Origin of the sequence: Anaerovirgula multivorans (assembly GCF_900188145.1) — a bacterium.
Lineage (GTDB): Bacteria > Bacillota > Clostridia > Peptostreptococcales > Natronincolaceae > Anaerovirgula > Anaerovirgula multivorans.
Genome location: NZ_FZOJ01000006.1, coordinates 153,542 through 178,879, shown reverse-complemented (window position 1 = coordinate 178,879; position 25,338 = coordinate 153,542). Strand labels below are relative to the sequence as shown.

The following is a 25,338-nucleotide window of genomic DNA, read 5'->3' as shown; positions in this document are numbered from 1 at the left end:
TAATAGAATACATATTATTTATAATAATCATATCCAAGTAAACGTTACTATAATTATAATAAAAATGTATAATAAAAATGTATAGTAAAAGGTAGGATGATATGTATATTTTCTTTATATCGATGATGATTACCATAGCCATAACTTTAGGGCTAGTGACAAAAGGGCTCGTAGAACGAGGATTATGGATAATAAGTGCTGCAATTTTGGGAGCGCTTTATAATGGATTAAAAAGAAAGGGACTAGCTGTTTATTTGAAAAGCTATAGGAAAGTTGTTAGAGGAATTATACTAGGATATATACTTGTTTTATTATTACTAATTTATATTCAATATCCTTTAAAAGAAGCTTATGTTGGAGTAAATTATGTTGATACCAATGAAGCAGCCATTATATTAGTATTTAAAGGAGAACCTGATGCCTATGATCTATCTTTATCTATTAGAAATTACAGGACAAATAACAACCTATGGAGAACAGTATTAATGCCTTTTAACATGTTTATAGAAAAACTTAATTATGAAAAAACTGATTTTATAAAAGAAAAGTACTATACTATTGGATTAGAACAGAATCTAAAGGAAGAGTTTGGAGAAGAATATAATATATACAGTACTTATCTTTTCAATAAACCATATTTGTCCGAAATTATATTTAAAGCAGTGGCAGATGGCAATCAAAAAATAATACTTTGTCCCATCTTCATGGCAGAAAACAACGAGTTTAACTTAATAGAGAATACAATTAAAAAGATGAATCTTCATGAACATCAAGTAGAAATTCATAGAATTGAACCCATGTGGAATAGTGATATTATAGCGAGATCTTTTGTAAATCAAGTTGATAGTTTTAAAGAAAGCCAACATAAACATAATATAGGTATCGTATTGATCGGTGAAGAACTGGAAAAGAGAGATTATAATAAACCTTTTATAAAACAGGATCTACTATTTAGAGAAAAAATAAAGGATTATTTAATTAGGAGTGGATACAATAACAATAAAATTAGATTGACATTTTTTGATAAAAGAAATATTCATAAAGAAATTGAAGAACTAATGGAGTATGGAGTGGGCGAAATTCTATTAATTCCTTCTACAAATACTTTGCAATCTAGTCATTATCAATTGAAAATCGAAAGGTTAATAAAAGGAATGGACGCTCCTTATACTGTAAAAATTCATGCCGTTGATCCTTGGAGCTTTAATCATGATATTGGAAGAGAGTTGGTCAATAGAATACGATTATTAAATCTATAGATTTGACTTTTATTATCAAATTCAATATAATTTATTCTGATTATTGATAAGAAAAGTAAATTTTTAGCAAAGGGTGGTAAGATATGGATCCAATAGCCTTTAGAGTATTTGGAATAGAAGTAGCTTGGTATGGTATCCTCATATCGATTGGTATTTTTTTAGGTATATTTATTGCTATTATTAGGGCGAAGAGGGAAAATTTATATGAAGATGTTATTTTAGATATGGCGTTAATTGCTATCCCTTTAGCGGTAATAGGAGCAAGACTATATTATGTCATTTTTAAATGGGATTATTATGGACAAAATCTTAGAGATATTATAAAGATACGAGAAGGTGGATTAGCAATCCATGGAGCTATTATAGCTGGTGTATTGGCAGGCTATGTTTTTTGCAGATATAAGAACATTGGGTTTTGGAAGCTGGCAGATATTTGTGCTCCTAGTATAATTTTAGGTCAAGCTATTGGCAGATGGGGAAATTATTTTAATCAAGAGGCCTACGGTAGACCAACGGATTTACCTTGGGCAATAGAAGTAGATGGTGTCATGGTACATCCAACTTTTTTGTATGAATCTGTATGGAATTTCTGTGTTTTTGCTTTCTTGCTGATTTATACAAAAAAGAAAAAATATGAAGGACAAATATTTTTATATTATTTAGTGCTGTATTCTATAGGGAGATTTTTTATTGAGGGACTTCGAACCGATAGTTTAATGATCGGTCCCTTAAGAACTGCACAAGTCATAAGTATTATTACTATTGTGGGAGCAATAGCGCTTATGAAAATTTTAAACAAAAAAAGATATTTTACTAGCAGATAAATTGTGTTATTTATTGATGTTTGTATAATGATAGCACAATATGTTGGAAAACTTTAAAGGTAAAAATCAATGAAATCCGAAGGAATTTAGAGGAAAAAACAAATAGTCATCGATAATTTATAGAAATTTTCAAAAAAAGAACTTTGACAAATTATGTTATTTTAATCTAAGTTTATATACAAGAATATAAAATGGGACATTAAAATAGCGAAAGGAATAATTAGGGTGAATATTATGACAAAGGATGGGATTGAATATTTACGAAAACTTCTACCGACCCTTAAAACAAATGATGAGAAAAATGACGTTAATAGTTTGATAGAAGCCAGTAAAAAGCTGGACATGCTAATAGACTGTTACGAGGAAAGTATTGAAAATTAAAATTTTAAAAGAGTAACTGCCATTGATTTTGGCAGTTTTTTTCTTTTTTTGTCATAATTCATCGATAGAACTTTAGTACTATATAAAAATAATTTCAATAATTAGAAGGATTTTATAAAGAGCTATAGAAATATATAAAAAGTGGTGAATAGTGGTATAAAGTGGGAGAGATTCCCTAAGGTGGGATGAAGATGTTTATTGGTGAATACAATCATTCGGTTGATACAAAGGGCAGATTAAGTATTCCTTCCAAATTTAGAGACGAATTAGGAGAAAATTTCATAGTAACCAAAGGTATGGATAACTGTTTGTTTGTATATCCAATCGACGAATGGAAAGTGTTAGAAAATAAACTTAAACAGCTTCCTATGACGAATAGAGATGCTAGAGCCTTTGTTAGATTTTTCTTTGCAGGGGCAACAGAATGTGAATTTGATAATCAGGGAAGAATAAGGATACCTACCAACCTAAGAGAACATGCATTGTTAGAAAAAGAAGCAGTTATTATTGGTGTTGCTACACGATTAGAGATATGGAGTCTTGAACAGTGGAATCAATACAATAATGATGCTAATTTAAGCTATGATGAGATTGCTGTTAAAATGCAGGAGTTAGGAATCTAAAGATGAAGGTGATGAGATGGACTTTCAACATATATCAGTTTTGCTAGAAGAGTGTATAGAAAACTTAAATATAAAAAGTGATGGCGTTTATGTAGATGGCACATTAGGTGGAGCAGGCCATTCAAAAAGAATTGCTGAAAGATTAAGTAGTAACGGATTATTAATCGGTATTGATCAAGATACAAATGCTATTAAAGCAGCAACAGAAAAATTGAAGGATAGTCAATGTCAAATTCAATTAGCTCATAATAATTTTAGAAATCTTGAAGAAGTTTTAAATGATTTAGGAATAGATAAGATAGACGGCTTATTATTGGACTTAGGCGTATCTTCACATCAGTTGGATGAAGCTGAACGAGGATTTTCCTATATGCAGGATGCTGAATTAGACATGAGGATGGATATCCGAAGATCTTTAACTGCAAAAAACGTAGTGAATGATTACTCAAAGGAAGCGTTAACAAAAATTTTCTGGGAGTATGGAGAAGAAAAGTGGGCTAAAAGAATTGCTGAATTTATAGTTGAACATCGCAAAGTTCAAGAAATTAATACGACCTATGAGTTGGTTGAAATCATTAAGAAAGCTATTCCAAAAGCAGTTCGCAGGGAAGGAGCACATCCTGCAAAACGAACTTTTCAAGCAATAAGAATTGAGGTAAATGAAGAACTGGAGATTATAGGAGAAACAATAAAGACTGCCACAAAGTATTTAAATCATGGAGGAAGAATATGCATTATTACTTTTCATTCTTTAGAAGATAGAATTGTAAAAAATACTTTTAAGGAATTAAATAATCCTTGTAAATGTCCTCCACAGTTTCCCATATGTCAGTGTGGAAATGAAAAACAACTAAAAATAATAACAAGAAAACCGATTTTACCTACGAAAGAAGAACTAGAAGCAAATCATAGATCAAGAAGTGCAAAATTAAGAGTAGCACAAAAAGTATAGAATAAAAAGTATAGAATAATGGGAAAGGGGGATGAATAAATTTGGTAGTAGCACGAAAAACATATGATTATTTACAACCACAAGAGCAACAACAGGAAAAAGTTGTAAAGAAACAAAAACCTTTGAAAAATTACAGATTTGAGAAGATTATGCTAGGGATTGGTATAGTAGCAGTGTTTAGTTTAAGCTTAATGCTGTTAATAAGATTCGCTACTATAACAGAAACTAGATATCAAGTACATAGCCTTAATAATCAACTAGAGCAGTTAGAGACCCAAAAAGAACGATTGCGGATTGAAGTAGAACAAGTCTCAAAGTCTAGATGGATTGAAAGGGAAGCTATAGAAAGACTAGATATGCAGTACCCACTACCAGATCAAGTTTTATATATTCATGTTCATCCTGCTGAGGTAGCTATGGTATCTAGTCAAATCAAAAAACAATACGATGAAATGCTTCCATCTGAAATTGCCTCAGACAATATCATCTATACAATGTTTAGCAAGATTGTAGGTTTGTTTAGAATTTAAAGGGGGAAAATCCTAGTGTCACAACCTAATATTTCTACGAAGAAACGACTTATATTCATCTTTGTCAGTGTATGTGTAGTAATGTTTGGTTTAATCATACGGCTAGGATGGATACAAATTGTACATGGAGAAAGATACAAAGAATTAGCAAATACACAACAGACAAGGGATATCCCAATTCCTTCTAAAAGAGGAACGATTTACGATAGAAATGGTAAAGAATTGGCCATAAGTGCCAGCAGTAATACAGTTTGGGCAAAACCAAGAGAAATAGATGATGCTGAAGAAGCAGCTAGCGTGCTATCAGAGATTCTAGAATTGGATGAGGAAGAAACTTTTGAAAAGTTGAAGGATACAAGGTATGGCTTAGTAAGAATAGCTCGATGGATAGATGATGATGTAGCAGATAGCATTCGTACGAAGAAAATTGCTGGTGTTTGGATCGCTGAAGATAACAAAAGATACTATCCTTATGGAAACTTTGCGGCATATGTCTTAGGTCATACAACGGATGATAACAGAGGTATGGCAGGGGTTGAACTTGAGTATGAAAAGTACTTAACTGGGCTACCAGGTAGATGGATAAAAAATACTGATGGCGCTGGTAGGCAGTTAACTTTTAATGGAGAAAGATATCATCCACCAGAGGATGGATTAAATCTTGTGCTAACAATTGATGAGGTTATACAGCACTTTGCAGAAAAAGCAGTTGAAAATGCTTTAGAAATAAACAAGGCTGATAGAGCAACGGTTATTGTTATGGACATAAAAACTGGAGATATTTTAGCCATGACTACAAAACCTGATTATGATCCTAATCAACCTAGAATTCCTTTAGATGAAACTTTAAGGCAACAACTTGAAGCGATGGAGGAACAGGCAAAACTGGAAGCATGGTTTAGCATGTGGAGGAATCCCATAGTTAATGACACCTATGAACCAGGATCTACCTTTAAATTGATTACAACAGCTGCAGTTCTTGAAGAAGGAATAGCTACCCCACAAAGTCAGTTTTATTCAAACGGATATTCTATAGTAGCTGGCCAAAGAATACGAAGCTGGAGATGGTATGATCCTTTTGGACAGCAAACTCTCACAGAAGCAGTAAAAAACTCGGATAATCCTATTTTCATTGAATTAGCACAGAAGTTGGGTGCTGAGACATTTTATAATTATGTTGAAGGGTTTGGATTCTCTGATGTAACTGGTATTGATTTGCCAGGAGAAAGAAAATCTATTATGTATAGTTTAAATAATGTGGGGCCTGTTGAGTTAGCTACAATGTCCTTCGGTCATGGTATCGCTGTAACGCCTATGCATGTAATAACATCTGTTGCTGCAATTGCGAATGATGGTAAACTAATGAAACCAAAGATAGTTAAAGAACTGATTGATAACGATGGTAAGGTTGTTCATCGCTTTGAAGAAACCATGGTTAGACAAGTAATCTCTCAAAACACGTCAAAAGAAATTAAAGAAATAATGGAATTTGCAGTGGCAGAAGGTTCTAGTGCTTATATACCGGGGTATCGTATTGGAGGAAAATCAGGAACTGCAGAAAAATATGAATCTGATGGTTTTATATCCTCTTTTATAGGGGTTGCACCAATTGATGATCCGAAATTAATAGTACTGACAATCATAGATGAGCCTAGGGGACATAGCCATTTTGGTGGCGTGATAGCAGCACCTGTTGCTAAGGAAGTATTAGAAGGAAGCTTGAGGTATTTGGGTATCAAACCTAAATATACAGAGGAAGAAACAAAAAAATTGATTCAGAATGAAGTAAGTATACCAGAAGTAAGAGGATTAACGATTAAAGAAGCATCACAGATTTTGCTGCAAAACAAATTGGAGTATCGTGTTGGAGCAGAATTCACGGGTGATGGGAATGCAATTGTTGTAGATATGTTTCCCAAACCAAACGCAAAGATTCCAGAAAAATCTATTATTATGCTATATACAAAAATCGATGATAACCTTCTTTCTACAGTTTTAGTACCAGATTTAAGGGGAAAAACCATAAGGGAAGCAAATACTATATCGAATGCAATAGGGTTGAAACTTAAGATTGCTGGAAATGGTTTAGCCAATAATCAGGTTCCTGAAGCAGGAACCCAAGTGGAACCGGGAACAATTGTAAGCGTAGAATTTAAGTCTAATTGATGCATCGCTGAATTTGTTTATCTAAGTCAATATTCTATAGATAACCAACCTAAGAACTTAAAATATACATTTTTTTATTTATCGTTATATTGATAGTTAGTGGTAAAGCATAATTTTGATACACACAGGTCTACGGTTTCGCCCCTAGCCGAAAACCACAGCTAGGGACTGCAAATGTAGCCCTTTAGTGTATCAAAATTAAAATATGAAACGATAGATTTATCCAGAAATTTCATAGCATAATTGTATATTTTAACTTGGATATCTATATATTTGAAGTTAATTCTTAGAATATAATTGATATAATGTTTAATAAGTTTGTTGATTTGCTTAAAATTTAAAGGGGGAAAATCCTAGTGTCACAACCTAGTGTTTCTACGAAGAAACGACTTATATTCATCTTTGTCAGTGTATGTGTAGTAATATTTGGTTTAATCATACGACTAGGATGGATACAAATTGTACAAGGAGAAAGATACAAAGAATTAGCAAATGCACAACAGACAAGGGATATCCCAATTCCTTCTAAAAGAGGAACGATTTACGATAGAAACGGTAAAGAATTGGCCATAAGTGCCAGCAGTAATACAGTTTGGGCAAAACCAAGGGAAATAGATGATGCTGAAGAAGCGGCTAGCGTGCTATCAGAGATTCTAGAATTGGATGAGGAAGAAACTTTTGAAAAGTTGAAAGATACAAGGTATGGCCTAGTAAGAATAGCTCGATGGATAGATGATGATGTAGCAGATAGCATTCGTACCAAGAAGGTTGCTGGTGTTTGGATCGCCGAGGATAATAAAAGATATTATCCTTATGGAAATTTTGCAGCATATGTCCTAGGTCATACAACTGATGATAATAAAGGTATGGCGGGAGTTGAGCTTGAGTATGAAAAATACTTAAGTGGATTGCCAGGGAGATGGATAAAAAATACAGACGGTGCCGGCAGGCAATTAGCTTTTAGTGTAGAAAGGTATTATCCACCAGAGGATGGATTGAATCTTGTATTGACAATTGATGAAGTTATACAGCACTTTGCGGAAAAGGCAGTTGAAAATGCTTTAGAGATTAACCAAGCAAAAAGAGTGACTGCCATCGTTATGGATATAAAAACTGGAGATATTTTAGCCATGGCAGTGAAGCCGGATTATGATCCTAATGAGCCAAGAACACCTCTAGATGATGCCTTGAGACTACAGATTGAAGAAATGGACAATGAAAAAAAGTTAGAAGCATGGTTTAGTATGTGGAGAAATCCAGCAACTAATGATACCTATGAACCGGGTTCTACCTTCAAATTGATTACAGTAGCTTCGGCTTTAGAGGAGGGGGTAGCTACTCCCCAAAGTCAGTTTTATTCTGGTGGAACCGTCAATGTAGCTGGTCAGATAATAAAATGCTGGAGATACTATAATCCGCACGGGCAACAAACCTTAATTGAAGCTGTACAAAACTCTTGCAACCCCGTGATGGTTGAATTAAGCCAAAGAATGGGTGCACAAACCTTTTACAAATACCTAAATGGTTTTGGATTTTCTGATACTACTGGAGTTGATTTGCCGGGAGAAAGAAAGTCTATAATGTACAATATAAATAATGTAGGGCCTGTTGAACTAGCAACAATATCCTTTGGACAGAGTATTTCTGTTACACCTATTCAACTGATTAGTGCTGTTTCTGCAATCGCAAACGATGGTAAACTAATGAAGCCTCGGATTGTAAAGGAATTAGTTGATGCTGAAGGGAAGATAATTCATCGTTTTGAAGAAACAATAGTGAGGCAGGTTATTTCACAAAAAACTTCAGAAGAATTACTAGATATCATGGAATCTGTTGTATCTGAAGGGTCAGGTAAGAACGCTTATATTCCTGGCTACAAAGTTGGAGGAAAAACTGGAACCGCCCAAAAGGTTGTTAATGGAAGATATGCCCAGGGGATATATGTATCCTCCTTTATTGGAGTTGCTCCAGCCGACGATCCAAGATTAGCAGTTTTAGCAATAGTAGATGAGCCTGGTGGGTACAGTCACTTTGGTAGTGTAGTAGCAACACCTATTGCGAAATCAATATTAGAAGAGAGCCTAAGATACTTGGATATCAAACCTAAATATTCAGAGGAAGAAGCAAAAACCTTGATACAAAATGAGGTTGTTATACCAGATGTAAGAGGCTTAACAGTGAAAGAAGGTTCACAGATACTATCCCAGAATAAGCTTGATCATGCCACCTGGCCAGAGATTTCTGAAGATGGAGATTCGATTATTGTAGATATGTTTCCTAAACCAAGTGCAAAGGTTCCTGAAAAATCGATCATTATGTTGTATACAAAAATGAATGAAAATCTTCCTTCTGCAGTTGTAGTACCAGATTTAAAAGGAAAAACTATAAGGGAAGCAAATACTGTATTAAATGCAATGGGATTGAAACTTAAAATCACTGGTAGTGGCCTAGTCAATAGTCAAGTTCCTGAGGCAGGAACTGAAGTAGAACCAGGAACAATCGTAAGCGTAGAGTTTAAGCCCGATTAACACATAGTTCGTTTTATTTATCTGGATATTTTTTTCATAATGATTCTATAATAAAAAGGGCAACTGAAATTAAAGAATTATGCTTTAATTTTAGGTTGCCTTTTAAAAAGTTTAAGAAATGGTAATACATCATAGATAAGCATAAATTTTTTAAATAAAACTGTATAAGACAGGAGGATATCCATGTTGTTGAAAGAATTATTAAGAGACCTTGAGATAGAAGGATTAAAAGGTAGTGATGAACTATCAATTGAAGCAACAACATATGATTCCAGAAAAGTTGTAAATAACAGTCTGTTTATATGTATTGAGGGATTCAAAACTGATGGACATTTATATATAAAGGATGCTATTAAAAATGGAGCAGTAGCTGTAATTGTACAAAAGGATATCGATATAGAGGGTGTAACTGTAGTAAAAGTTAAAAATACAAGAAAAGCTATGGCGATCATAGCAAATGATTTTTATCATCGACCAAGTGGGACATTGGCATTGATAGGTGTAACAGGAACGAACGGAAAAACATCTACAACCTACATGATAAAGAAAATACTTGAGGCTAGTGGAAGAAAGCCAGGATTAATCGGCACGATTTCCAATTGGATCGGAGATGAAAAAATAGATGCCGATCGTACTACTCCTGAATCTTTGGATTTACAAAAATTATTTCGCAAAATGTTAGAAAATGAAATAGACAGTTGTGTGATGGAGGTTTCTTCCCATTCCTTAGAACTACAAAGAGTAGAAAAATGTAACTTTCAGGTGGGGGTTTTTACCAACCTTACACCTGATCATTTAGACTTTCATCCTACTATTATAGATTATAGAAATGCAAAGAAAAAATTATTTCATAAAACAGAATTATATAATATTATTAATGTTGACGATGAACACGGTAGAATCATCATTGATGAAATTAATAGTCTAAAAACTCCCATATTAACATTTGGAGTAAATAACAAGGCAGATATATCAGCTAAAAATATAGTTATGACGATGAAAACTGTTTCCTTTGATATGATTACACCAAAATATAAGGGAAAAATTGAACTGAATATTCCTGGCTTATTTACAGTGTATAATGCACTTGCTGCAATCGCGGTGACCTATGCTATGGGTATTGAGTTTAAATATATAAAAGAAGGACTAGAATGCATGAAGGGAATCGCGGGAAGATTAGAAGCTGTTGAAGAATTTAAAGATTTTGCAGTTATTATTGATTATGCTCACACTCCTGATGCATTAGAAAATGTATTGAAGTCCGTAAGAGGATTTGTGGAAAACAAACTGATAACAGTATTTGGGTGTGGAGGAGACAGGGACAGAAGTAAGAGAGCAGTTATGGGGGAAATAGCTGGTAAGTATAGCGACTTAACAATTATAACTTCTGACAATCCTAGAAGTGAAGAACCAATGCAAATACTTACGATGATTGAAGATGGTATAAGTAGGACTGCTGGAAAATATCATGTAATAAAAGATCGCAAAGAAGCCATTAGTTTTGCATTGAAAAGTGCCCAAAAGGGTGATATCATTCTTATAGCTGGTAAAGGTCATGAAACCTACCAAGTTATTAATAACAATGTGTTTGAATTTGATGATAAAAAGGTTGCTTTAGAGGTTGCAAGAGAGGAAGGATTATTATGATTAAACAACCTATAGATAAGATAGTAGAGGCATGTAGAGGGAATATATTACAAAGAGGCTTAGAAGAAGACATCGCAGGCATTTCTACAGATTCTAGAACGATAGAATCCAACTATTTATTTGTTCCGCTAGTGGGAGAAAATTTTGATGGACATGATTTCATTGCTTCCGCTAAGAAAAAAGGAGCATCCGCTATTCTTTGGGAAAAAGATAAAGAAATCCCATTAGATGCATTAGAGAATATTTGTGTAATAGAAGTTGAGGATACATTAAAAGCGCTACAGGACATTAGCAAATACTATAGAGAACTTTTCTCTATGCCATTTGTTGCCATTACAGGCAGTACTGGAAAAACATCTACAAAAGACATGATTAGTAGCGTCTTATCCTACAAATACGATGTTTTAAAAAACATTGGTAATTTTAATAATCATATTGGACTACCCTTAACTCTTTTTAATTTAGATGAGCATCATGAGATAGGAGTTTTAGAGATGGGGATGTCAGGTGCTGGAGAAATATTCACTTTAACAGAAATAGTTAAACCCAGTATAGGGGTTATTACAAATATTGGTGTTTCTCATATAGAGAATTTAGGTAGCAGAGAAAATATTATGAAGGCTAAGATGGAAGTCGCCTCTTTTTTAGGTGAACATGACTATTTATTATTAAATGGAGATAATGATCTTTTAAGTACACTTAAAAATGAGCGTAGTGTTTATCATAAAATCTTCTTTGGATTGACTGAAGAAAATGATATTTTCCCTAAAAATTTAGTGGATCTAGGAGAAAAAGGATTCACCTTTAGCATTGAGGTAAAGGGAGAGGATCATTTTTTTATGATAAAGCAGCCGGGTATTCATAATGTGTATAATGCTTTAGCTGCTATTTGGATAGGACTTTATAATAATATGGAGATTGATGCTGTTAAAGCAGGTTTAGAAAACTATGTGCCTTCTAAAATGAGAATGGAGGTCCATAGCATAAATGATGTAAAAGTTATTAATGATGCTTATAATGCTAGCCCAGATTCTATGAAGGCTGCGTTGAAGGTACTAAGAGATATGAAGGGAAAAAGAAAAATAGCTGTATTAGGAAATATGTTTGAGTTAGGAGATTTTTCAGAAGAGGGACATCGGATGGTAGGAGCTTATGCAGTAAATAAAGTAGACATACTGATTACAGTAGGAAACATGGCACAGTGGATTGCTGACGAAGCTATTGCTTTAGGTATGAAGCGTCAAATATACACAACGACGTCCAATAAGGAAGCAATTGAAATACTAGAGAATATTATGAATGAGAAGGACATTATATTGATAAAAGGTTCAAGAGGAATGATCATGGAAGAGATTGTTCATCATCTACTAGAGAGGAGTTAATTAAATGTTACAGCAAAACCAACTAATCTATACAATAATCATTGGCTTTTTTATCACGTTACTATTGGGACCATTAATTATTCCTTTTCTTAGAAGACTAAAAGTAGGCCAAACGATTAGAGAAGAAGGACCACAAAGTCATTTGACTAAAAGTGGAACACCAACAATAGGAGGGATCATAATTATTGTTTCTATAATTATTACATCCTTTACTGCAGGTATTATTAATACGGATTTGTTGGTTGCCATAGGGGCTACTATAGCATTTGGATTAATAGGATTTATTGACGATTTTATTAAAGTAGTGTTAAAAAGAAATCTTGGTTTAAGGGCTTACCAAAAATTGTTATTACAAATTTCTGTAGCTGTGCTACTGGCAATCTATCAATCGAACACCTCTGTTGTAGAAACAAAGATAATTATTCCCTTTATTGATGGTAGTCTACAGATCGGGAATATTGTTATACCTCAATATTTAGATTTAGGCATTTTCTATATTCCATTTATCGTATTCGTAGTAGTGGCAACCGTCAATAGCGCCAATTTGACAGATGGATTGGATGGTTTAGCAGCAGGGGTAACTTTAATTATTACTGGATTTTTTAGTTTGTTAGCTATGAGCTGGGGATATACCAGCTTAGCAATATTCGCTAGTGCCGTAACTGGGGCATGCCTAGGCTTTTTAAGATACAACACCCATCCTGCCCAAGTTTTTATGGGAGACACAGGTTCCTTGGCTTTAGGTGGTGCTGTAGCAACAATGGCAATACTAATGAATGTGCCATTGATCATACCTATCGTAGGAGGAATATATTTTGCTGAATCCTTATCAGTCATCCTACAGGTGATATCATTCAAAACTACTGGCAAGAGAATCTTCAAAATGAGTCCATTGCACCATCATTATGAGCTTAGCGGTTGGGCAGAAACAAAGGTTGTAATTGTATTCTGGATCGTGACCGTCATTTTATGCTTAGTGGGAATCTTAGCACTACATTAAGAAGGAAGGTGCCAATATGAATTTAAAAAATAAATCAGTATTAGTAATAGGATTAGCTGTAACTGGCGTACCATTAGTAAAGACCTTATGCAAATTAGGGGCTGTTGTTATGGTGAATGATCTAAAGTCGGAAGAAGAACTAAGAAATAGCATTAAGACGTTAGAGGGGTTTGAATTTGAGGCGATTTTGGGAAAACATCCAGATAACCTTGATGAACTAAAGAAATTAGATTTAGTTGTGGTCTCTCCAGGGGTACCATTAGATATTCCTTTTATTAAAAAACTTAGAGAAATAAAAGTTGAAATTATTGGTGAAATCGAATTAGCTTACCGATTAAACAAGGCTCCTATTGTGGCGATAACAGGAACAAATGGGAAAACAACGACGACAGCTTTGACAGGTGAAATCTTTCAAAATGCAGGTGAAAATACATATGTAGTAGGTAATATCGGAGTGGCGGCTATTTCCAAAGCATTAGAAACTACTGAGGAAGATGTAATGGTAATGGAGATCAGCAGTTTCCAACTAGAAAGCACCATTGATTTTCGTCCAAAGGTGGCAGCTATCTTAAATCTAACGCCTGATCACTTAAATCGACATAAAACGATGGAAAACTATCTAGATGCTAAATTTACTATATTTAAGAATCAAGGAGAAGAAGAATATGCTGTAGTAAACTATGACGATGAGCTATGTAGAAATGCCAGTGATAGAATTCGTAGCAAACGAATCTTCTTTAGTCGTAAGGTGCAGCTTAAGGAAGGTGTATTTGTAGAAGATCATCATATTACTATTCTTTTTAAAGGTGAAAAGCATGTAGTTATCCATGTTGATGATATTATGATTCCTGGTCAACATAATTTAGAAAATGCTTTGGCGGCTACCGCGATGGCTTTTGTAATGGGAGTAGATATTGAAGTGATTAAAAAAACTTTGAAGAGCTTTAAAGGTGTAGAACATCGTATTGAACAGGTGGCTACTTTCAAAGGGGTGCATTTTATTAATGATTCTAAAGCTACTAATACGGATGCTGCTATAAAAGCTATTGAAGCTGTTAGAGAACCTATCATTCTGTTAGCTGGAGGATTAGATAAAGCCAGCGAATTTGAAGACTTTATTAAAGCATTTAATGGAAAAGTGAAAAAAATGTTTGTTTATGGAGAAACAGCTGAAAAAATATTTGCTACTGCGAAAGATTTAGGCTATCAAGAAGTAATCATTGTAAAAAACTTACAAGAAGCAGTACTTGATGCATATAATATAGCAAAGGATGGAGATACGATATTACTTTCACCAGCTTGTGCCAGCTGGGATATGTATAAAAATTTCGAAGAAAGAGGTAATCATTTTAAGAAAATAGTGGAAGACTTAAGGAGGTCCTAGTATGGGAAAGAAAAATCCCTATGACTTCACAATTATTATAACTGTTGCGATTTTAGTAACTACTGGTATCATTATGGTTTTTAGCTCCAGCTTTTCCCATGCTATGGTAGTGTTGGGAGATGGATATTATTTCTTGAAGCGGGTTCTAATGTGGACAGGAGTTGGACTTTCTGCTATGATTTTTTGTGCTAAAATAGAATATTGGAAATGGGCTAAATATGCTCCTACTCTTTTATTAGGCAGTATTATATTGCTGGTTTTAGTATTAACACCTGTTGGCAAGGAAATAAATGGTGCTCAAAGATGGATTTATGTGGGTATTAGTATCATGCCTTCAGAGATTGCAAAATTTGCTGCTATTATTTTTGTAGCCACAACCTTAAACAATAAGAGAGAAAGAATTCAGACCTTTGCATATGGCGTAGCGCCTTATTTACTGTTGGCGGGCATGTTTTTTGGTCTTATTTATCAACAACCAGATTTTAGTACTGCTTTTGTAGTCGTAGTGATTATTGTAGCAATGGTTTTTGTGGGAGGAATGAAGCTATCTCACTTTATTGGACTTACCGCTGCTGGAGTTGCAGGTTTAGCTTCCATGATTGCTTATATTTTTATATCTGGGAAAGGATATAAGGCTAAAAGAATTACAGCATTTTTAGATCCATGGGCAGATCCAACCGACAGTGGGTTCCAAGCAGTACAATCTCTACTTGCTTTAGGTTCAGGAGGACTTTTTGGCAGAGGGTTAGGTAGAAGTGTACAAAAACATTTTTATTTACCAGAACCTCAGAATGACTTTATATTTGCAATCATAGGAGAAGAATTGGGGTATATTGGAGCCGTTGCAATTATACTACTTTTTATGGTGTTGATTTGGAGAGGAATACGCATAGCGATTAATGCTCCAGACCTTTTAAGCTGTTTAATGGCTACAGGAATCGTTACAATGATCATTGTCCAAGTGATTATAAACATTGCGGTTGCTACTTCATCTATGCCAGTTACTGGAATGCCACTGCCTTTTATAAGTTTTGGGGGAAATGCTCTTGCTATATTGATGGCATCGATGGGTATCTTATTAAACATCTCAAAACACACAAACATGAATAGGAGCTGAAAAACGTGAAAGTAATCATTAGCGGCGGAGGAACAGGAGGTCACATTTACCCTGCTATCGCTATTGCAAATAAAATTAAAGAAAAAAATCCCAATTCGCAAATACTATTTATTGGTACAGAGAAAGGCTTAGAAAGTGACATTGTGCCAAAGGCTGGATATGATATTAAAACCATAACTGTAAGCCACTTGAGGCGTAAACTATCTTTTCATAATGTAAAAAGTGGCGGTATGTTATTGAAGGGATTATGGCAAGCAAGAAAAATCATTAAAAATTTTAAGCCTGATATTGTTATTGGTACAGGCGGATTTGTATGTGGCCCTGTGGTTTTTATGGCGGCTCAAATGGGAATTAAGACCATGATTCACGAACAAAATGTTTTTCCTGGTATAACCAATAAAATATTAGGTAGATATGTAGATCGAATAGCTATAAGCTTTGAAGAAGCATCTAAATATTTCAAGGAAAGAAACAAGTTAATTGTTACCGGTAATCCAATAAGACAGGAATTTTTCAGCATCTCTACTGAGGTAGCTAAAGAAAAATACAAGTCTGAAAAAGAAAACCCTTTGGTTCTAATTGTAGGTGGAAGTGGAGGTTCTATTGGTCTTAATAAGACAGTTACGGATATGATGATTAAACATCCCTCCATTGACTTTGAAATATTGTTAGTCACAGGAAAGAAGCACTATAGTGAAGTAATTAACAACATTTCGCAACACAAGCATATATTAAAGTATTATAAAATCTTAGCATATATCGATGATATGCCGTATGCATTGAAAGCCTGTGATTTGATTATTTGCAGTGCAGGGGCTATCACGATAACAGAAATTAATGCGGTAGGAAAACCTTCAATTTTAATACCAAAGGCTTATACAGCTGAAAATCATCAAGAATATAATGCTAGAGCATTAGAAAAAAGAGGAGCTGCCTTAGTTATTAAAGAAAATGACTTAAATGCTGACCACTTATATTCTAGTATTCAAGAAGTTTTACAGAATAAAGAAACCCTTAAGGCTATGGAAAAAGCCAGCGTAGATGCTTCAAAGAAGCATGCAACAGATTCTATATATTTGGAAATTTTAAAACTTACAGTAGATAAATAGATTGATTATTAGGGAACACCTTTAGAACTTTTGCATAATATGGTTATATATTTGTTTTATATTACATATTGACAAATTAATTACTATAAATGTAATTTTCATATAATATATCATTATGTTCTGGAGGTGACCTAAGATGAGTAAGATCATCATTGAAGGAGGACGCAAAATTCAAGGAGAATTAAGGGTAGGCGGCGCTAAAAACTCTGTTTTACCCATAATGGCTGCAACTGTTCTAAATGGGAAAATAAATATTGTTCATGATATTCCTAAGCTCTCTGATGTAGAGGTTATGTCAAAAATTTTAAGGGCTGTAGGTTGTGATGTTAAAAGGGAAAATGGAACCATGATTATAGATTCCAGTAAACTCGATAATCACAGAATTCCTGAGGAATTGGTGCGAGAAATGAGATCCTCCATTGTGTTTTTAGGAGCTATGTTGGCTAGGTGCGGGGAAACGATTGTTAGTTATCCTGGTGGTTGTGAAATAGGACCAAGACCTATTGATTTGCATCTGAAGTCCTTAAGAGAAATGGGTGCAGATATCGAAGAAAAACATGGTTTTTTAATATGTACAACAAAAGGGTTAAAAGGTTGCGATATACAATTAGATTTCCCTAGTGTAGGGGCCACAGAGAATATTATGCTGGCAGCAGTATATGCGGAAGGAACCACCACCATTAGAAATGCAGCCAGAGAACCAGAAATTAGAGATTTACAGCAGTTTATCAATGCTATGGGAGGAAACATTTCAGGAGCAGGCAGTAATACTATACGGATCGATGGGGTAAAGGAATTGCGGGAGGTAGAGCATACGATTATTCCAGATCGTATTGTTGCAGGAACCTATTTAACAGCAGCAGCCATGACTAGAGGAGAAATTGTGCTTAAAAACGTTATACCAGAACACCTCCAATCGACTATTTATAAGTTGAAGGAGTCGGGTTGCAAAATACTGTATACCCATGATACGATTAAACTTGTTGCTCCTAATAAATTACATGCTATCGAATCTATTAAAACCCTACCCTATCCAGGCTTTCCAACAGATATGCAGTCACAGATCATGGCTTTAATGACCATAAGCGATGGTATTAGTATTATAACAGAAAATATATTTGAAAATAGATACAAACATGCCTATGAGTTAATAAGAATGGGCGCCAATATAAAGATAGATGGAAGAGTAGCTATTATAAAAGGGGTACCAAAGCTTACAGGAGCCACAGTAACTGCTAATGATTTAAGAGGTGGAGCAGCGTTAATATTAGCAGGATTAGTGGCGGAGGGTACAACAATCATAGAAAATGCTAAGCATATTGAAAGAGGTTATGATCATATAGAAGATAATTTAAAGTTTGCAGGAGCAGCGATTAAAAAAATGTAACTTTCTTCAAAACCTTCCTAATATTTAGTTTGACTTTATATTTAATTTATACTATATATTAGATATTCATATATAACATATATTTTATTAAATTGACTCATTGTTTTTTAAGTTGCAGCTGCAAAGCTGCCCTTAAAAAAAGAATAAGTTGTACAAGCTTATTATTTAAAGGTAGGAATAAATTATGGAATATAAAGACATTAGAAAAGAAAAAAAAATAAGACGCAGGAGGTTAAAAAGAATACTAACAGCATTTTTTTTAAGCATTGTTTTTTTATTATGGGGAATTTATTATTTATTACAGTCGGACTTATTGAATTTACAAATGATTGAAGTTCATGGAAATATAGAATTAACAGAAGAAGAAATTATTGATGGGGCAAAATTATATACAAAAAGAAATATTCTCCAATATAATTTGTTGGAGATCAAAGAAAATGTAGAAATGCAACCTTTTGTAAAGGAAGCAATTATAAAAAGAAAATTGCCGAAAACAATGATAATTACAGTGAGAGAAAGAGAAAAGTATGCTATAATACCATATATGGGATCCTTTATTTATATTGATCAAGATAAAGTAGTTTTGCAGGTTAATGATGATTATTTATCAGAAGATTTGATTTTGATTACAGGTGTGGAGTTTCAGAGTTTTAAATTAGGAGACAAAGCAGATATAAACAATCCTGAAATGTTAAATACTGCCATGGAACTTATTGAAGCATCAAGAGCGACATCTATTGTGGAGATGATTTCTGAGATTAATATAGAAAAAGAAGATTATATCCAATTAATTACTTTTGATGGTATTGAGGTGCTATTGGCAGATACCATAGATCCGGCATATTCCATGGTAGCATTAAAAGAGGTACTAACAAGCCTATATACGAGAGAGATAAAAAATGTTATCGTAGATATGAGGTATAAGGGACAAATCTCTATTAGAGATAGAGAACAATGGGAGGAAGATTGATGAATTTAAAAGGAAAGGTTGCCATTGCAGTACTTTGTGGTATACTGGGACTTACTATATCCTTGCAGTTTAATACTGTGAAAAATGCAACTGGAGGAGGTTTTTTATCTACTCAAAGAGCTCAGCAGTTGGCAATGGAACTTAGAAATCTAAGAACCGAAAAAGAAAAATTAAATGAAGAGCTTACTAATTTAGAGATACGTCTAAAGGAATATGAGATTTCTGAAGCGGATGAAAACTTAATTATAAAAAATCTCAAAAGAGATTTAGAGCAATACCAGCTATTGGGGGGATATAAAGAAGGAGAAGGTCCAGGCGTGGTTATTACTATTGATGATCCTCCAAATGATTTTTTTATGGGGGGAGAAGGCAGCTTTATTATGTACAACTATGATTTAATCCTAGAGTTGGTTAATAAACTGAATGCTGCGGGGGCAGAGGCAATAGCTATTAATGATCAAAGATATATTTCAACTACTGAAATTTATTATACTTCCAATACAATGTTGATTAACTCTGTACCTACTCGACCTCCTTTTACTGTTAAGGCGGTGGGTAATCCTGAAACATTAGAGGCGGCTTTAAATATGAAATATGGCATCGTTTGGGGGATGCGACAGTATTACAATCTACAAGTAAATGTAAAAAAAGAAAACAACATTACGATACCAAGATATAATAAAGTCATTCATTATGAATATGCAAAACCCATTGAACCGATTCAGTAGGAATTGAGATGAGGGGGAAGTTATGAAATCTATATATCAAAAAGCAATTGTCACACTTATGTTCTTTATATTAGGTTTTACAATTGTTTTACAGTTTAGAAATGATTTGGAGGGTTATAGCTTTGTTAGTGTGAAAACATTAAATGATACGCAGGGATCAATAAGTAAGGAAAAAGAAGAAATAAGTAATATTAAGCAATTAATTATTTCAAAAGAAGAAAAATTGCAAGAGTATCAACGAGCATTAGAAGAAGAGGGTAGTATTAAAGAAGTATTAATAAATGAAATTGATACAATGAAGCTTGTAAGTGGTTTTGTAGACGTAGAAGGGCCTGGAATTATTATTAAATTAAGTGATAGCGAAAGAGAGCTTTATGAAGGTGAAGATCCCAACGATCTTATTGTTCATGATGGAGATGTTTTGACGATATTAAATGATTTAAAAATAGCAGGGGCTGAAGTCATATCTATTAATGGGCAAAGACTTTTAAACACCTCAGAAATAAAGTGTACTGGTCCAACAATTACTATTAATAATTATACCTATGGACAACCCTTTATTTTTAAGGCTATAGGTAATCCTGAAACCTTAGATGCAGCTATAAAAGCTCCAGGGTCCTATGGTTGGAAATTAAAAGAGGTTTACGACTTAGTTGTAGAATCATACACAAGTGATAGAGTAAGAATATCAAAATATCAAGGGGATACTGCTTTAAAACATATAAAGCCGATGGAAGGGGATTAAAAAATGTTGTTTGCTATTATTGGTTTAATGCTAGGGATATTTTTAGGACTATATCTACCGATTACTTATCCCGCCACTTATTCTTTATATATTTCGGTAGCTATACTAGCAGCTTTAGACTCCGTTTTTGGAGCTTTAAGATCTGGTATTGAAAATAAATTCAATACAGACATTTTTGTTTCTGGTTTCTTTGGCAATGCTATTTTAGCTGGACTTTTAGCATATATAGGGGATCGTCTAGGGGTACCTTTATATTATGCAGCTATTTTTGCTTTTGGCGCTAGGTTGTTCCAGAATTTTGCTATTATTCGTAGACATTTATTGGAAAAATTACGTGCAAGATAAGGCATACTATATTTTTCCAGAAAATTCATGTCATAATTTGAAAATGAAAAAAAGGAATAATTAAATTTTTGTTGAATGTATAATTAATAGATTTTCTTAGAAGTTAATAAGTATGAAGGTCAACATATGAATTGCTAAAATGAATATTAGTCTTACGACCTATAGATAAAATAGCAGAAGTGTGATAATGTTGAAAAAATTATACTTAACTACTGTTATGAAGAGATTCAAATGAAAACAGGGTATTTACATAACAAGGGGGTAATATTGTGTTAGAATTTGATGTAGATATGGATCAATTTGCTCAAATTAAAGTAATAGGTGTTGGAGGGGGAGGAAATAACGCCGTTAATCGTATGATAGAATCAGATCTTAAGGGTGTTGAATTTATTGCAATTAATACAGATAAACAAGCTTTATTTACTTCCAAGGCCGAACACAAAATACAAATTGGAGAAAAACTCACGAGAGGTTTAGGAGCTGGAGCGAACCCAGAAATTGGGAAAAAAGCTGCAGAAGAAAGCAAAGAAGATATTCATCAATTGTTGCAAGGAGCCGACATGGTTTTTATTACTGCTGGTATGGGTGGAGGAACAGGAACAGGCGCAGCACCGATTGTAGCAGAGGTAGCTAAGGAGCTAGGTATATTAACCGTCGGAGTGGTTACAAAACCCTTTACCTTCGAGGGTAAGAGAAGGATGCTTCATGCTGAACAAGGTATTCAAGAATTAAAAGGTAGAGTAGATACATTAGTAACAATTCCTAATGATCGATTATTGCAAGTAATTGAAAAGAAAACTACGATGTTGGAAGCCTTTAGGATTGCAGACGATATTCTAAAGCAAGGGGTACAGGGGATTTCAGATTTAATTGCTGTTCCAGGTTTGGTAAATCTTGACTTTGCTGACGTGAAGACAATTATGCTTGAACAAGGCCTAGCTCATATGGGTATAGGCAGGGCAAGTGGTGAAAATCGTGCTGCGGAAGCAGCTAAGCAAGCAATACATAGTCCATTGTTAGAGACTTCTATAGAAGGTGCTAAAGGGGTATTATTAAACATTACTGGAGGATCTAGCTTGGGGTTATTTGAGGTAAACGAAGCTGCAGAATTAGTTACCCAGGCAGCTGATCAAGATGCAAATATTATATTTGGTGCTGTCATCAATGAAGAGCTAAAGGATGAAATAAGAATTACTGTTATCGCAACAGGCTTTGAACAAGACCTATCAAAACTGCAGGATAAGCAAGATAAGCAGAATAAGACAGGCATGAATATTGCTAAAAAAGAAGTTGCAGCTGCTAGTGATGGACAGGTGAAACAAATGGATGAACTAGATATTCCTATCTTTTTAAGAAGAAAAAAGTAAATTAATAAATATTAGTAAAAATATTTTCCTATAATATTTAATAAAAGACTTGCTAATGGCAAGTCTTTTATCTTTTTTTGATCATTGAGGTAACATGTTTCTTTATAAACAGAATAAGAAACAAGGATTTCGACTTCACAAAATGACAAAAAAGCCTTCTAGAATTATATATAATATACATAAATCAACTTTTAATTGAATACTTGTATAATAAGAGAGTTTTGTCCCTTAGGAGGAAGTCATATGGTAGTTTATGCTGAGTATGTTTTTTTAGAGAATTTTATTATGAATTTTATTATTTTATCTTTGACAGCCAAGTTTGGTAAACATCCTACAAAAAAAACAAAATTACTTATTGCTTCTTCCATCAGTGCATTATATGCTTTTATTATTTTTTTTCCATCTTTACACTTTTTGTTTTCTATCATAATGAAGATTGCTTGCTCTATGATCATCATTGTATTAGCCTTCACTCCATATAAGTTTAAAGACTTTTTCAGGCTGTTAGGCGTATTTTATTTAATCACTTTAGTTTTTGGAGGTGCTGGCTTTGCCATATTCTATTTCAGCAGTTTCAATGGGATTATAAGCAATGGTATATTTTACATAAGTAACATTTCGATAAAAAACATTTTTATTGCTTGTGGAGTAGGATATATTCTTATCAATTTTTGCTGGGGTTATTTTCAAAAACAGTTTTCAAGAGAAAAAATAATCATGAAAATTAAAATAGAAATTGATGGAATTACAACTGAGGTGAGGGGTATAGTGGATACAGGGAACTCCTTAGTAGATCCAATTAGTCACTATCCTGTAATCATAGTGGAATATGATGCCATTGCTCCTTTGCTACCTTCTGAGGTGCAGAGGGTATTTAACTGCTCTGGAAAGCCCAATTTTACACAAATGGCATTGGTATTGAACGGAAGCAATTGGATAACCCGTTTTCGAATGATACCCTATAATGCATTGGGCACTGAAAATGGCATGTTACTTGGCTTTAAACCTGATCAAGTATACATCCAAAAAGAAACTGATGTGAAAAATATTAAGGAAATTATTGTTGCAATCTATGATAGAAAATTATCTAAAGCAGGGGAATATAGGGCGCTCTTGCACCCTGATCTAATATAGTAGGAAGGTCATCAAGATTATTAACTAAACCTAGGGGGTAAACTAAATGAAACAGTCTATTGTTAGAATAAAGCTTTTATATCGTTATTATATTATTAAGATTTTAAGGTTATTCAAAATATATAATGAAGATAGTATTTATTATATTGGTGGTAGCGAAACTTTACCTCCACCCTTAACTAACGATGAGGAAAGCTTCTTGATTGAGAAATTAAAGGATGATCAAAGCACTGTTAGAACCATTCTTATAGAAAGAAATTTGAGATTAGTTGTATACATAGCAAGAAAGTTTGAAAATACTGGTGTGGGAGTAGAAGATTTAATTTCTATAGGAACCATAGGTTTAATTAAAGCAGTGAATACCTTTAACCCTGAAAAAAATATTAAATTAGCTACTTATGCTTCTCGGTGTATCGAAAATGAAATACTGATGTATCTAAGAAGAAATAGCAAAGTAAGGATGGAGGTTTCCTTTGATGAACCATTAAATATTGATTGGGATGGTAATGAACTGCTACTGTCAGACATTTTGGGAACAGATAATGATATTATTCATAGATTCTTAGAGGAAGAAGTGGATAAAGAATTACTAAAAGTTGCATTAGATAAATTATCTAAACGAGAAAAGAAAATTATGGAGCTACGTTTTGGACTAAATAGTGGAAAAGAGAAAACGCAAAAAGAAGTAGCTGATATATTAGGGATTTCTCAATCCTATATTTCTAGACTAGAAAAGAGAATTGTTTCAAGACTGAAAAAAGAAATCAATCGCATGATTTAAAGGGCTTCAGTCATTACGACTAAAGCTGTTTTTTCTTTCAAATAGCGAGTATAAAAAAATAACAAATTTTATATATCAATGAACTGCATAAAAATAATCATTAGGTCAATAATCTTAATATTAAAGGGGTAATTCAAAGTGAAAGGACTGATATTTTACAATGCATATTAATAAAGTAGAAATTTGCGGAGTAAACACATCAGAATTACCAGTGTTGACAAACCAAGAAATGCAACAGCTTTTTGGTAGAATTCAACAGGGAGATAATAGTGCTAGAGAAGCTTTTATTAGAGGCAACTTAAGATTAGTATTAAGTGTGATTCAAAGATTTAACAACAGAGGTGAACACGTAGATGACTTATTTCAAGTAGGGTGTATCGGTTTAATAAAAGCTATAGACAACTTTGATCTTAGTCATAATGTAAAATTCTCTACCTATGCAGTACCGATGATTATAGGGGAAATAAGAAGGTATCTAAGGGATAACAACTCTATTCGAGTCAGTAGATCTTTAAGAGATACTGCATACAAGGCATTACAAATCAGAGATCAACTGATAAATAAAAACTCCAAAGAACCAGTGATTTCAGAAATTGCCGAGCAATTGAACTTACCAAGAGAAGAAGTAGTATTCGCACTAGATGCTATTCAAGACCCCGTATCCTTATTTGAACCAATATATCATGACAGCGGTGATGCTATATTTGTCATGGATCAAGTAAGTGATGAAAAAAGTGAAGATGAGACATGGATTGACAGTATTGCTATAAGAGAAGCTATGAGAAAGTTAAACGATAGAGAAAAATTAATTCTTACCTTAAGGTTCTTTGAAGGGAGGACACAGATGGAGGTAGCAGAGGAAATAGGAATTTCTCAAGCCCAAGTATCAAGGTTAGAAAAAACTGCAGTAAAACATATGAAAAAATATATATAAAATCACCCATAGGGTGATTTTTCTTTTTGAAAAAGCATAAATATT

23 protein-coding genes are annotated in these 25,338 nt (G+C 33.7%); all 23 read left to right on the top strand.

The annotated features are described in order from the left end of the window. Window positions 1-101 precede the first annotated feature (101 nt). The 23 genes from CHB72_RS08425 to sigG all read left to right on the top strand — a co-directional run bounded on the left by CHB72_RS08425 (window position 102) and on the right by sigG (window position 25,293). Complete coding sequence (locus CHB72_RS08425; RefSeq protein WP_089282445.1) at window positions 102-1,259, top strand: hypothetical protein; 1,158 nt, start codon at window positions 102-104, stop codon at window positions 1,257-1,259. 83 nt (window positions 1,260-1,342) lie between these two features. Beyond that, the gene (lgt, locus tag CHB72_RS08420) at window positions 1,343-2,083 is read left to right on the top strand and encodes a prolipoprotein diacylglyceryl transferase (RefSeq protein WP_089282444.1); all 741 of its coding nucleotides are present in this window, start codon (window positions 1,343-1,345) and stop codon (window positions 2,081-2,083) included. Between the two features lie 234 nt (window positions 2,084-2,317). Next, window positions 2,318-2,464 carry a hypothetical protein gene (locus tag CHB72_RS26465; protein WP_176431278.1) on the top strand — a complete coding sequence of 49 codons (147 nt, stop codon included), beginning with the start codon at window positions 2,318-2,320 and terminating at the stop codon, window positions 2,462-2,464. Between the two features lie 191 nt (window positions 2,465-2,655). Beyond that, complete coding sequence (mraZ, locus tag CHB72_RS08415) at window positions 2,656-3,087, top strand: division/cell wall cluster transcriptional repressor MraZ (protein WP_089282443.1); 432 nt, start codon at window positions 2,656-2,658, stop codon at window positions 3,085-3,087. A 16-nt stretch (window positions 3,088-3,103) separates the two neighbouring features. After that, complete coding sequence (rsmH, locus tag CHB72_RS08410) at window positions 3,104-4,039, top strand: 16S rRNA (cytosine(1402)-N(4))-methyltransferase RsmH (protein WP_089282442.1); 936 nt, start codon at window positions 3,104-3,106, stop codon at window positions 4,037-4,039. Between the two features lie 41 nt (window positions 4,040-4,080). Then, a complete protein-coding gene (locus CHB72_RS08405; RefSeq protein WP_089282441.1) occupies window positions 4,081-4,569 on the top strand; it encodes a cell division protein FtsL in 489 nt (162 codons plus the stop codon). A 15-nt stretch (window positions 4,570-4,584) separates the two neighbouring features. Then, window positions 4,585-6,735 (top strand): PASTA domain-containing penicillin-binding protein, encoded by a 2,151-nt coding sequence (locus CHB72_RS08400; RefSeq protein WP_089282440.1) that lies wholly within the window; start codon window positions 4,585-4,587, stop codon window positions 6,733-6,735. A gap of 356 nt (window positions 6,736-7,091) precedes the next feature. After that, window positions 7,092-9,263, top strand: a complete 2,172-nt coding sequence (locus CHB72_RS08395) for a stage V sporulation protein D (RefSeq protein WP_089282439.1) — start codon at window positions 7,092-7,094, stop codon at window positions 9,261-9,263. Between the two features lie 183 nt (window positions 9,264-9,446). Next, window positions 9,447-10,910 (top strand): UDP-N-acetylmuramoyl-L-alanyl-D-glutamate--2,6-diaminopimelate ligase, encoded by a 1,464-nt coding sequence (locus CHB72_RS08390; RefSeq protein WP_089282438.1) that lies wholly within the window; start codon window positions 9,447-9,449, stop codon window positions 10,908-10,910. Further along, on the top strand, window positions 10,907-12,292 hold the full coding sequence (locus CHB72_RS08385; RefSeq protein WP_089282437.1) for a UDP-N-acetylmuramoyl-tripeptide--D-alanyl-D-alanine ligase: 1,386 nt from the start codon (window positions 10,907-10,909) through the stop codon (window positions 12,290-12,292). The genes CHB72_RS08390 and CHB72_RS08385 overlap by 4 nt, the downstream gene beginning before the upstream one ends. A 4-nt stretch (window positions 12,293-12,296) precedes the next feature. Further along, complete coding sequence (gene mraY / locus CHB72_RS08380) at window positions 12,297-13,292, top strand: phospho-N-acetylmuramoyl-pentapeptide-transferase (protein ID WP_089282436.1); 996 nt, start codon at window positions 12,297-12,299, stop codon at window positions 13,290-13,292. Between the two features lie 16 nt (window positions 13,293-13,308). Next, the gene (murD, locus tag CHB72_RS08375; protein ID WP_089282435.1) at window positions 13,309-14,676 is read left to right on the top strand and encodes a UDP-N-acetylmuramoyl-L-alanine--D-glutamate ligase; all 1,368 of its coding nucleotides are present in this window, start codon (window positions 13,309-13,311) and stop codon (window positions 14,674-14,676) included. Window position 14,677: 1 nt separating this feature from the next. Next, a complete protein-coding gene (gene ftsW, locus CHB72_RS08370; RefSeq protein WP_089282434.1) occupies window positions 14,678-15,793 on the top strand; it encodes a putative lipid II flippase FtsW in 1,116 nt (371 codons plus the stop codon). A gap of 5 nt (window positions 15,794-15,798) precedes the next feature. Next, window positions 15,799-16,902: an undecaprenyldiphospho-muramoylpentapeptide beta-N-acetylglucosaminyltransferase gene (gene murG / locus CHB72_RS08365; RefSeq protein ID WP_089282433.1), complete on the top strand. Its 1,104-nt coding sequence runs from the start codon at window positions 15,799-15,801 to the stop codon at window positions 16,900-16,902. 136 nt (window positions 16,903-17,038) lie between these two features. Next, window positions 17,039-18,289: a UDP-N-acetylglucosamine 1-carboxyvinyltransferase gene (gene murA, locus CHB72_RS08360; RefSeq protein WP_089282432.1), complete on the top strand. Its 1,251-nt coding sequence runs from the start codon at window positions 17,039-17,041 to the stop codon at window positions 18,287-18,289. A gap of 184 nt (window positions 18,290-18,473) precedes the next feature. After that, window positions 18,474-19,259 carry a cell division protein FtsQ/DivIB gene (locus CHB72_RS08355; protein ID WP_089282431.1) on the top strand — a complete coding sequence of 262 codons (786 nt, stop codon included), beginning with the start codon at window positions 18,474-18,476 and terminating at the stop codon, window positions 19,257-19,259. After that, window positions 19,259-19,987, top strand: coding sequence for a DUF881 domain-containing protein (locus CHB72_RS08350; RefSeq protein WP_242975073.1), 729 nt, complete (start codon window positions 19,259-19,261; stop codon window positions 19,985-19,987). The genes CHB72_RS08355 and CHB72_RS08350 overlap by 1 nt, the downstream gene beginning before the upstream one ends. 22 nt (window positions 19,988-20,009) lie before the next feature. Then, window positions 20,010-20,732 (top strand): DUF881 domain-containing protein, encoded by a 723-nt coding sequence (locus CHB72_RS08345; RefSeq protein ID WP_089282429.1) that lies wholly within the window; start codon window positions 20,010-20,012, stop codon window positions 20,730-20,732. 3 nt (window positions 20,733-20,735) lie between these two features. Beyond that, a complete protein-coding gene (locus CHB72_RS08340) occupies window positions 20,736-21,077 on the top strand; it encodes a small basic family protein (RefSeq protein WP_089282428.1) in 342 nt (113 codons plus the stop codon). A 269-nt stretch (window positions 21,078-21,346) separates the two neighbouring features. After that, a complete protein-coding gene (gene ftsZ, locus CHB72_RS08335; protein WP_089282427.1) occupies window positions 21,347-22,444 on the top strand; it encodes a cell division protein FtsZ in 1,098 nt (365 codons plus the stop codon). Between the two features lie 243 nt (window positions 22,445-22,687). Continuing rightward, window positions 22,688-23,578, top strand: coding sequence for a sigma-E processing peptidase SpoIIGA (gene spoIIGA / locus CHB72_RS08330; protein ID WP_089282426.1), 891 nt, complete (start codon window positions 22,688-22,690; stop codon window positions 23,576-23,578). 46 nt (window positions 23,579-23,624) lie between these two features. After that, window positions 23,625-24,359: an RNA polymerase sporulation sigma factor SigE gene (gene sigE / locus CHB72_RS08325; protein ID WP_089282425.1), complete on the top strand. Its 735-nt coding sequence runs from the start codon at window positions 23,625-23,627 to the stop codon at window positions 24,357-24,359. Window positions 24,360-24,519: 160 nt separating this feature from the next. Then, complete coding sequence (gene sigG / locus CHB72_RS08320; RefSeq protein ID WP_089282424.1) at window positions 24,520-25,293, top strand: RNA polymerase sporulation sigma factor SigG; 774 nt, start codon at window positions 24,520-24,522, stop codon at window positions 25,291-25,293. Window positions 25,294-25,338: the final 45 nt, after the last annotated feature.

Coding starts and splice junctions, on each gene's coding strand:
- rsmH (WP_089282442.1), top strand. CDS start 3,104: ATGGACTTTCAACATATATCAGTTTTGCTAGAAGAGTGTATAGAAAAC.
- mraY (WP_089282436.1), top strand. CDS start 12,297: ATGTTACAGCAAAACCAACTAATCTATACAATAATCATTGGCTTTTTT.
- CHB72_RS26465 (WP_176431278.1), top strand. CDS start 2,318: ATGACAAAGGATGGGATTGAATATTTACGAAAACTTCTACCGACCCTT.
- CHB72_RS08390 (WP_089282438.1), top strand. CDS start 9,447: ATGTTGTTGAAAGAATTATTAAGAGACCTTGAGATAGAAGGATTAAAA.
- sigE (WP_089282425.1), top strand. CDS start 23,625: ATGAAACAGTCTATTGTTAGAATAAAGCTTTTATATCGTTATTATATT.
- spoIIGA (WP_089282426.1), top strand. CDS start 22,688: ATGGTAGTTTATGCTGAGTATGTTTTTTTAGAGAATTTTATTATGAAT.
- mraZ (WP_089282443.1), top strand. CDS start 2,656: ATGTTTATTGGTGAATACAATCATTCGGTTGATACAAAGGGCAGATTA.
- ftsW (WP_089282434.1), top strand. CDS start 14,678: ATGGGAAAGAAAAATCCCTATGACTTCACAATTATTATAACTGTTGCG.
- murA (WP_089282432.1), top strand. CDS start 17,039: ATGAGTAAGATCATCATTGAAGGAGGACGCAAAATTCAAGGAGAATTA.
- CHB72_RS08340 (WP_089282428.1), top strand. CDS start 20,736: ATGTTGTTTGCTATTATTGGTTTAATGCTAGGGATATTTTTAGGACTA.
- murD (WP_089282435.1), top strand. CDS start 13,309: ATGAATTTAAAAAATAAATCAGTATTAGTAATAGGATTAGCTGTAACT.
- CHB72_RS08345 (WP_089282429.1), top strand. CDS start 20,010: ATGAAATCTATATATCAAAAAGCAATTGTCACACTTATGTTCTTTATA.
- CHB72_RS08425 (WP_089282445.1), top strand. CDS start 102: ATGTATATTTTCTTTATATCGATGATGATTACCATAGCCATAACTTTA.
- CHB72_RS08385 (WP_089282437.1), top strand. CDS start 10,907: ATGATTAAACAACCTATAGATAAGATAGTAGAGGCATGTAGAGGGAAT.
- sigG (WP_089282424.1), top strand. CDS start 24,520: ATGCATATTAATAAAGTAGAAATTTGCGGAGTAAACACATCAGAATTA.
- lgt (WP_089282444.1), top strand. CDS start 1,343: ATGGATCCAATAGCCTTTAGAGTATTTGGAATAGAAGTAGCTTGGTAT.
- CHB72_RS08350 (WP_242975073.1), top strand. CDS start 19,259: ATGAATTTAAAAGGAAAGGTTGCCATTGCAGTACTTTGTGGTATACTG.
- CHB72_RS08355 (WP_089282431.1), top strand. CDS start 18,474: ATGGAATATAAAGACATTAGAAAAGAAAAAAAAATAAGACGCAGGAGG.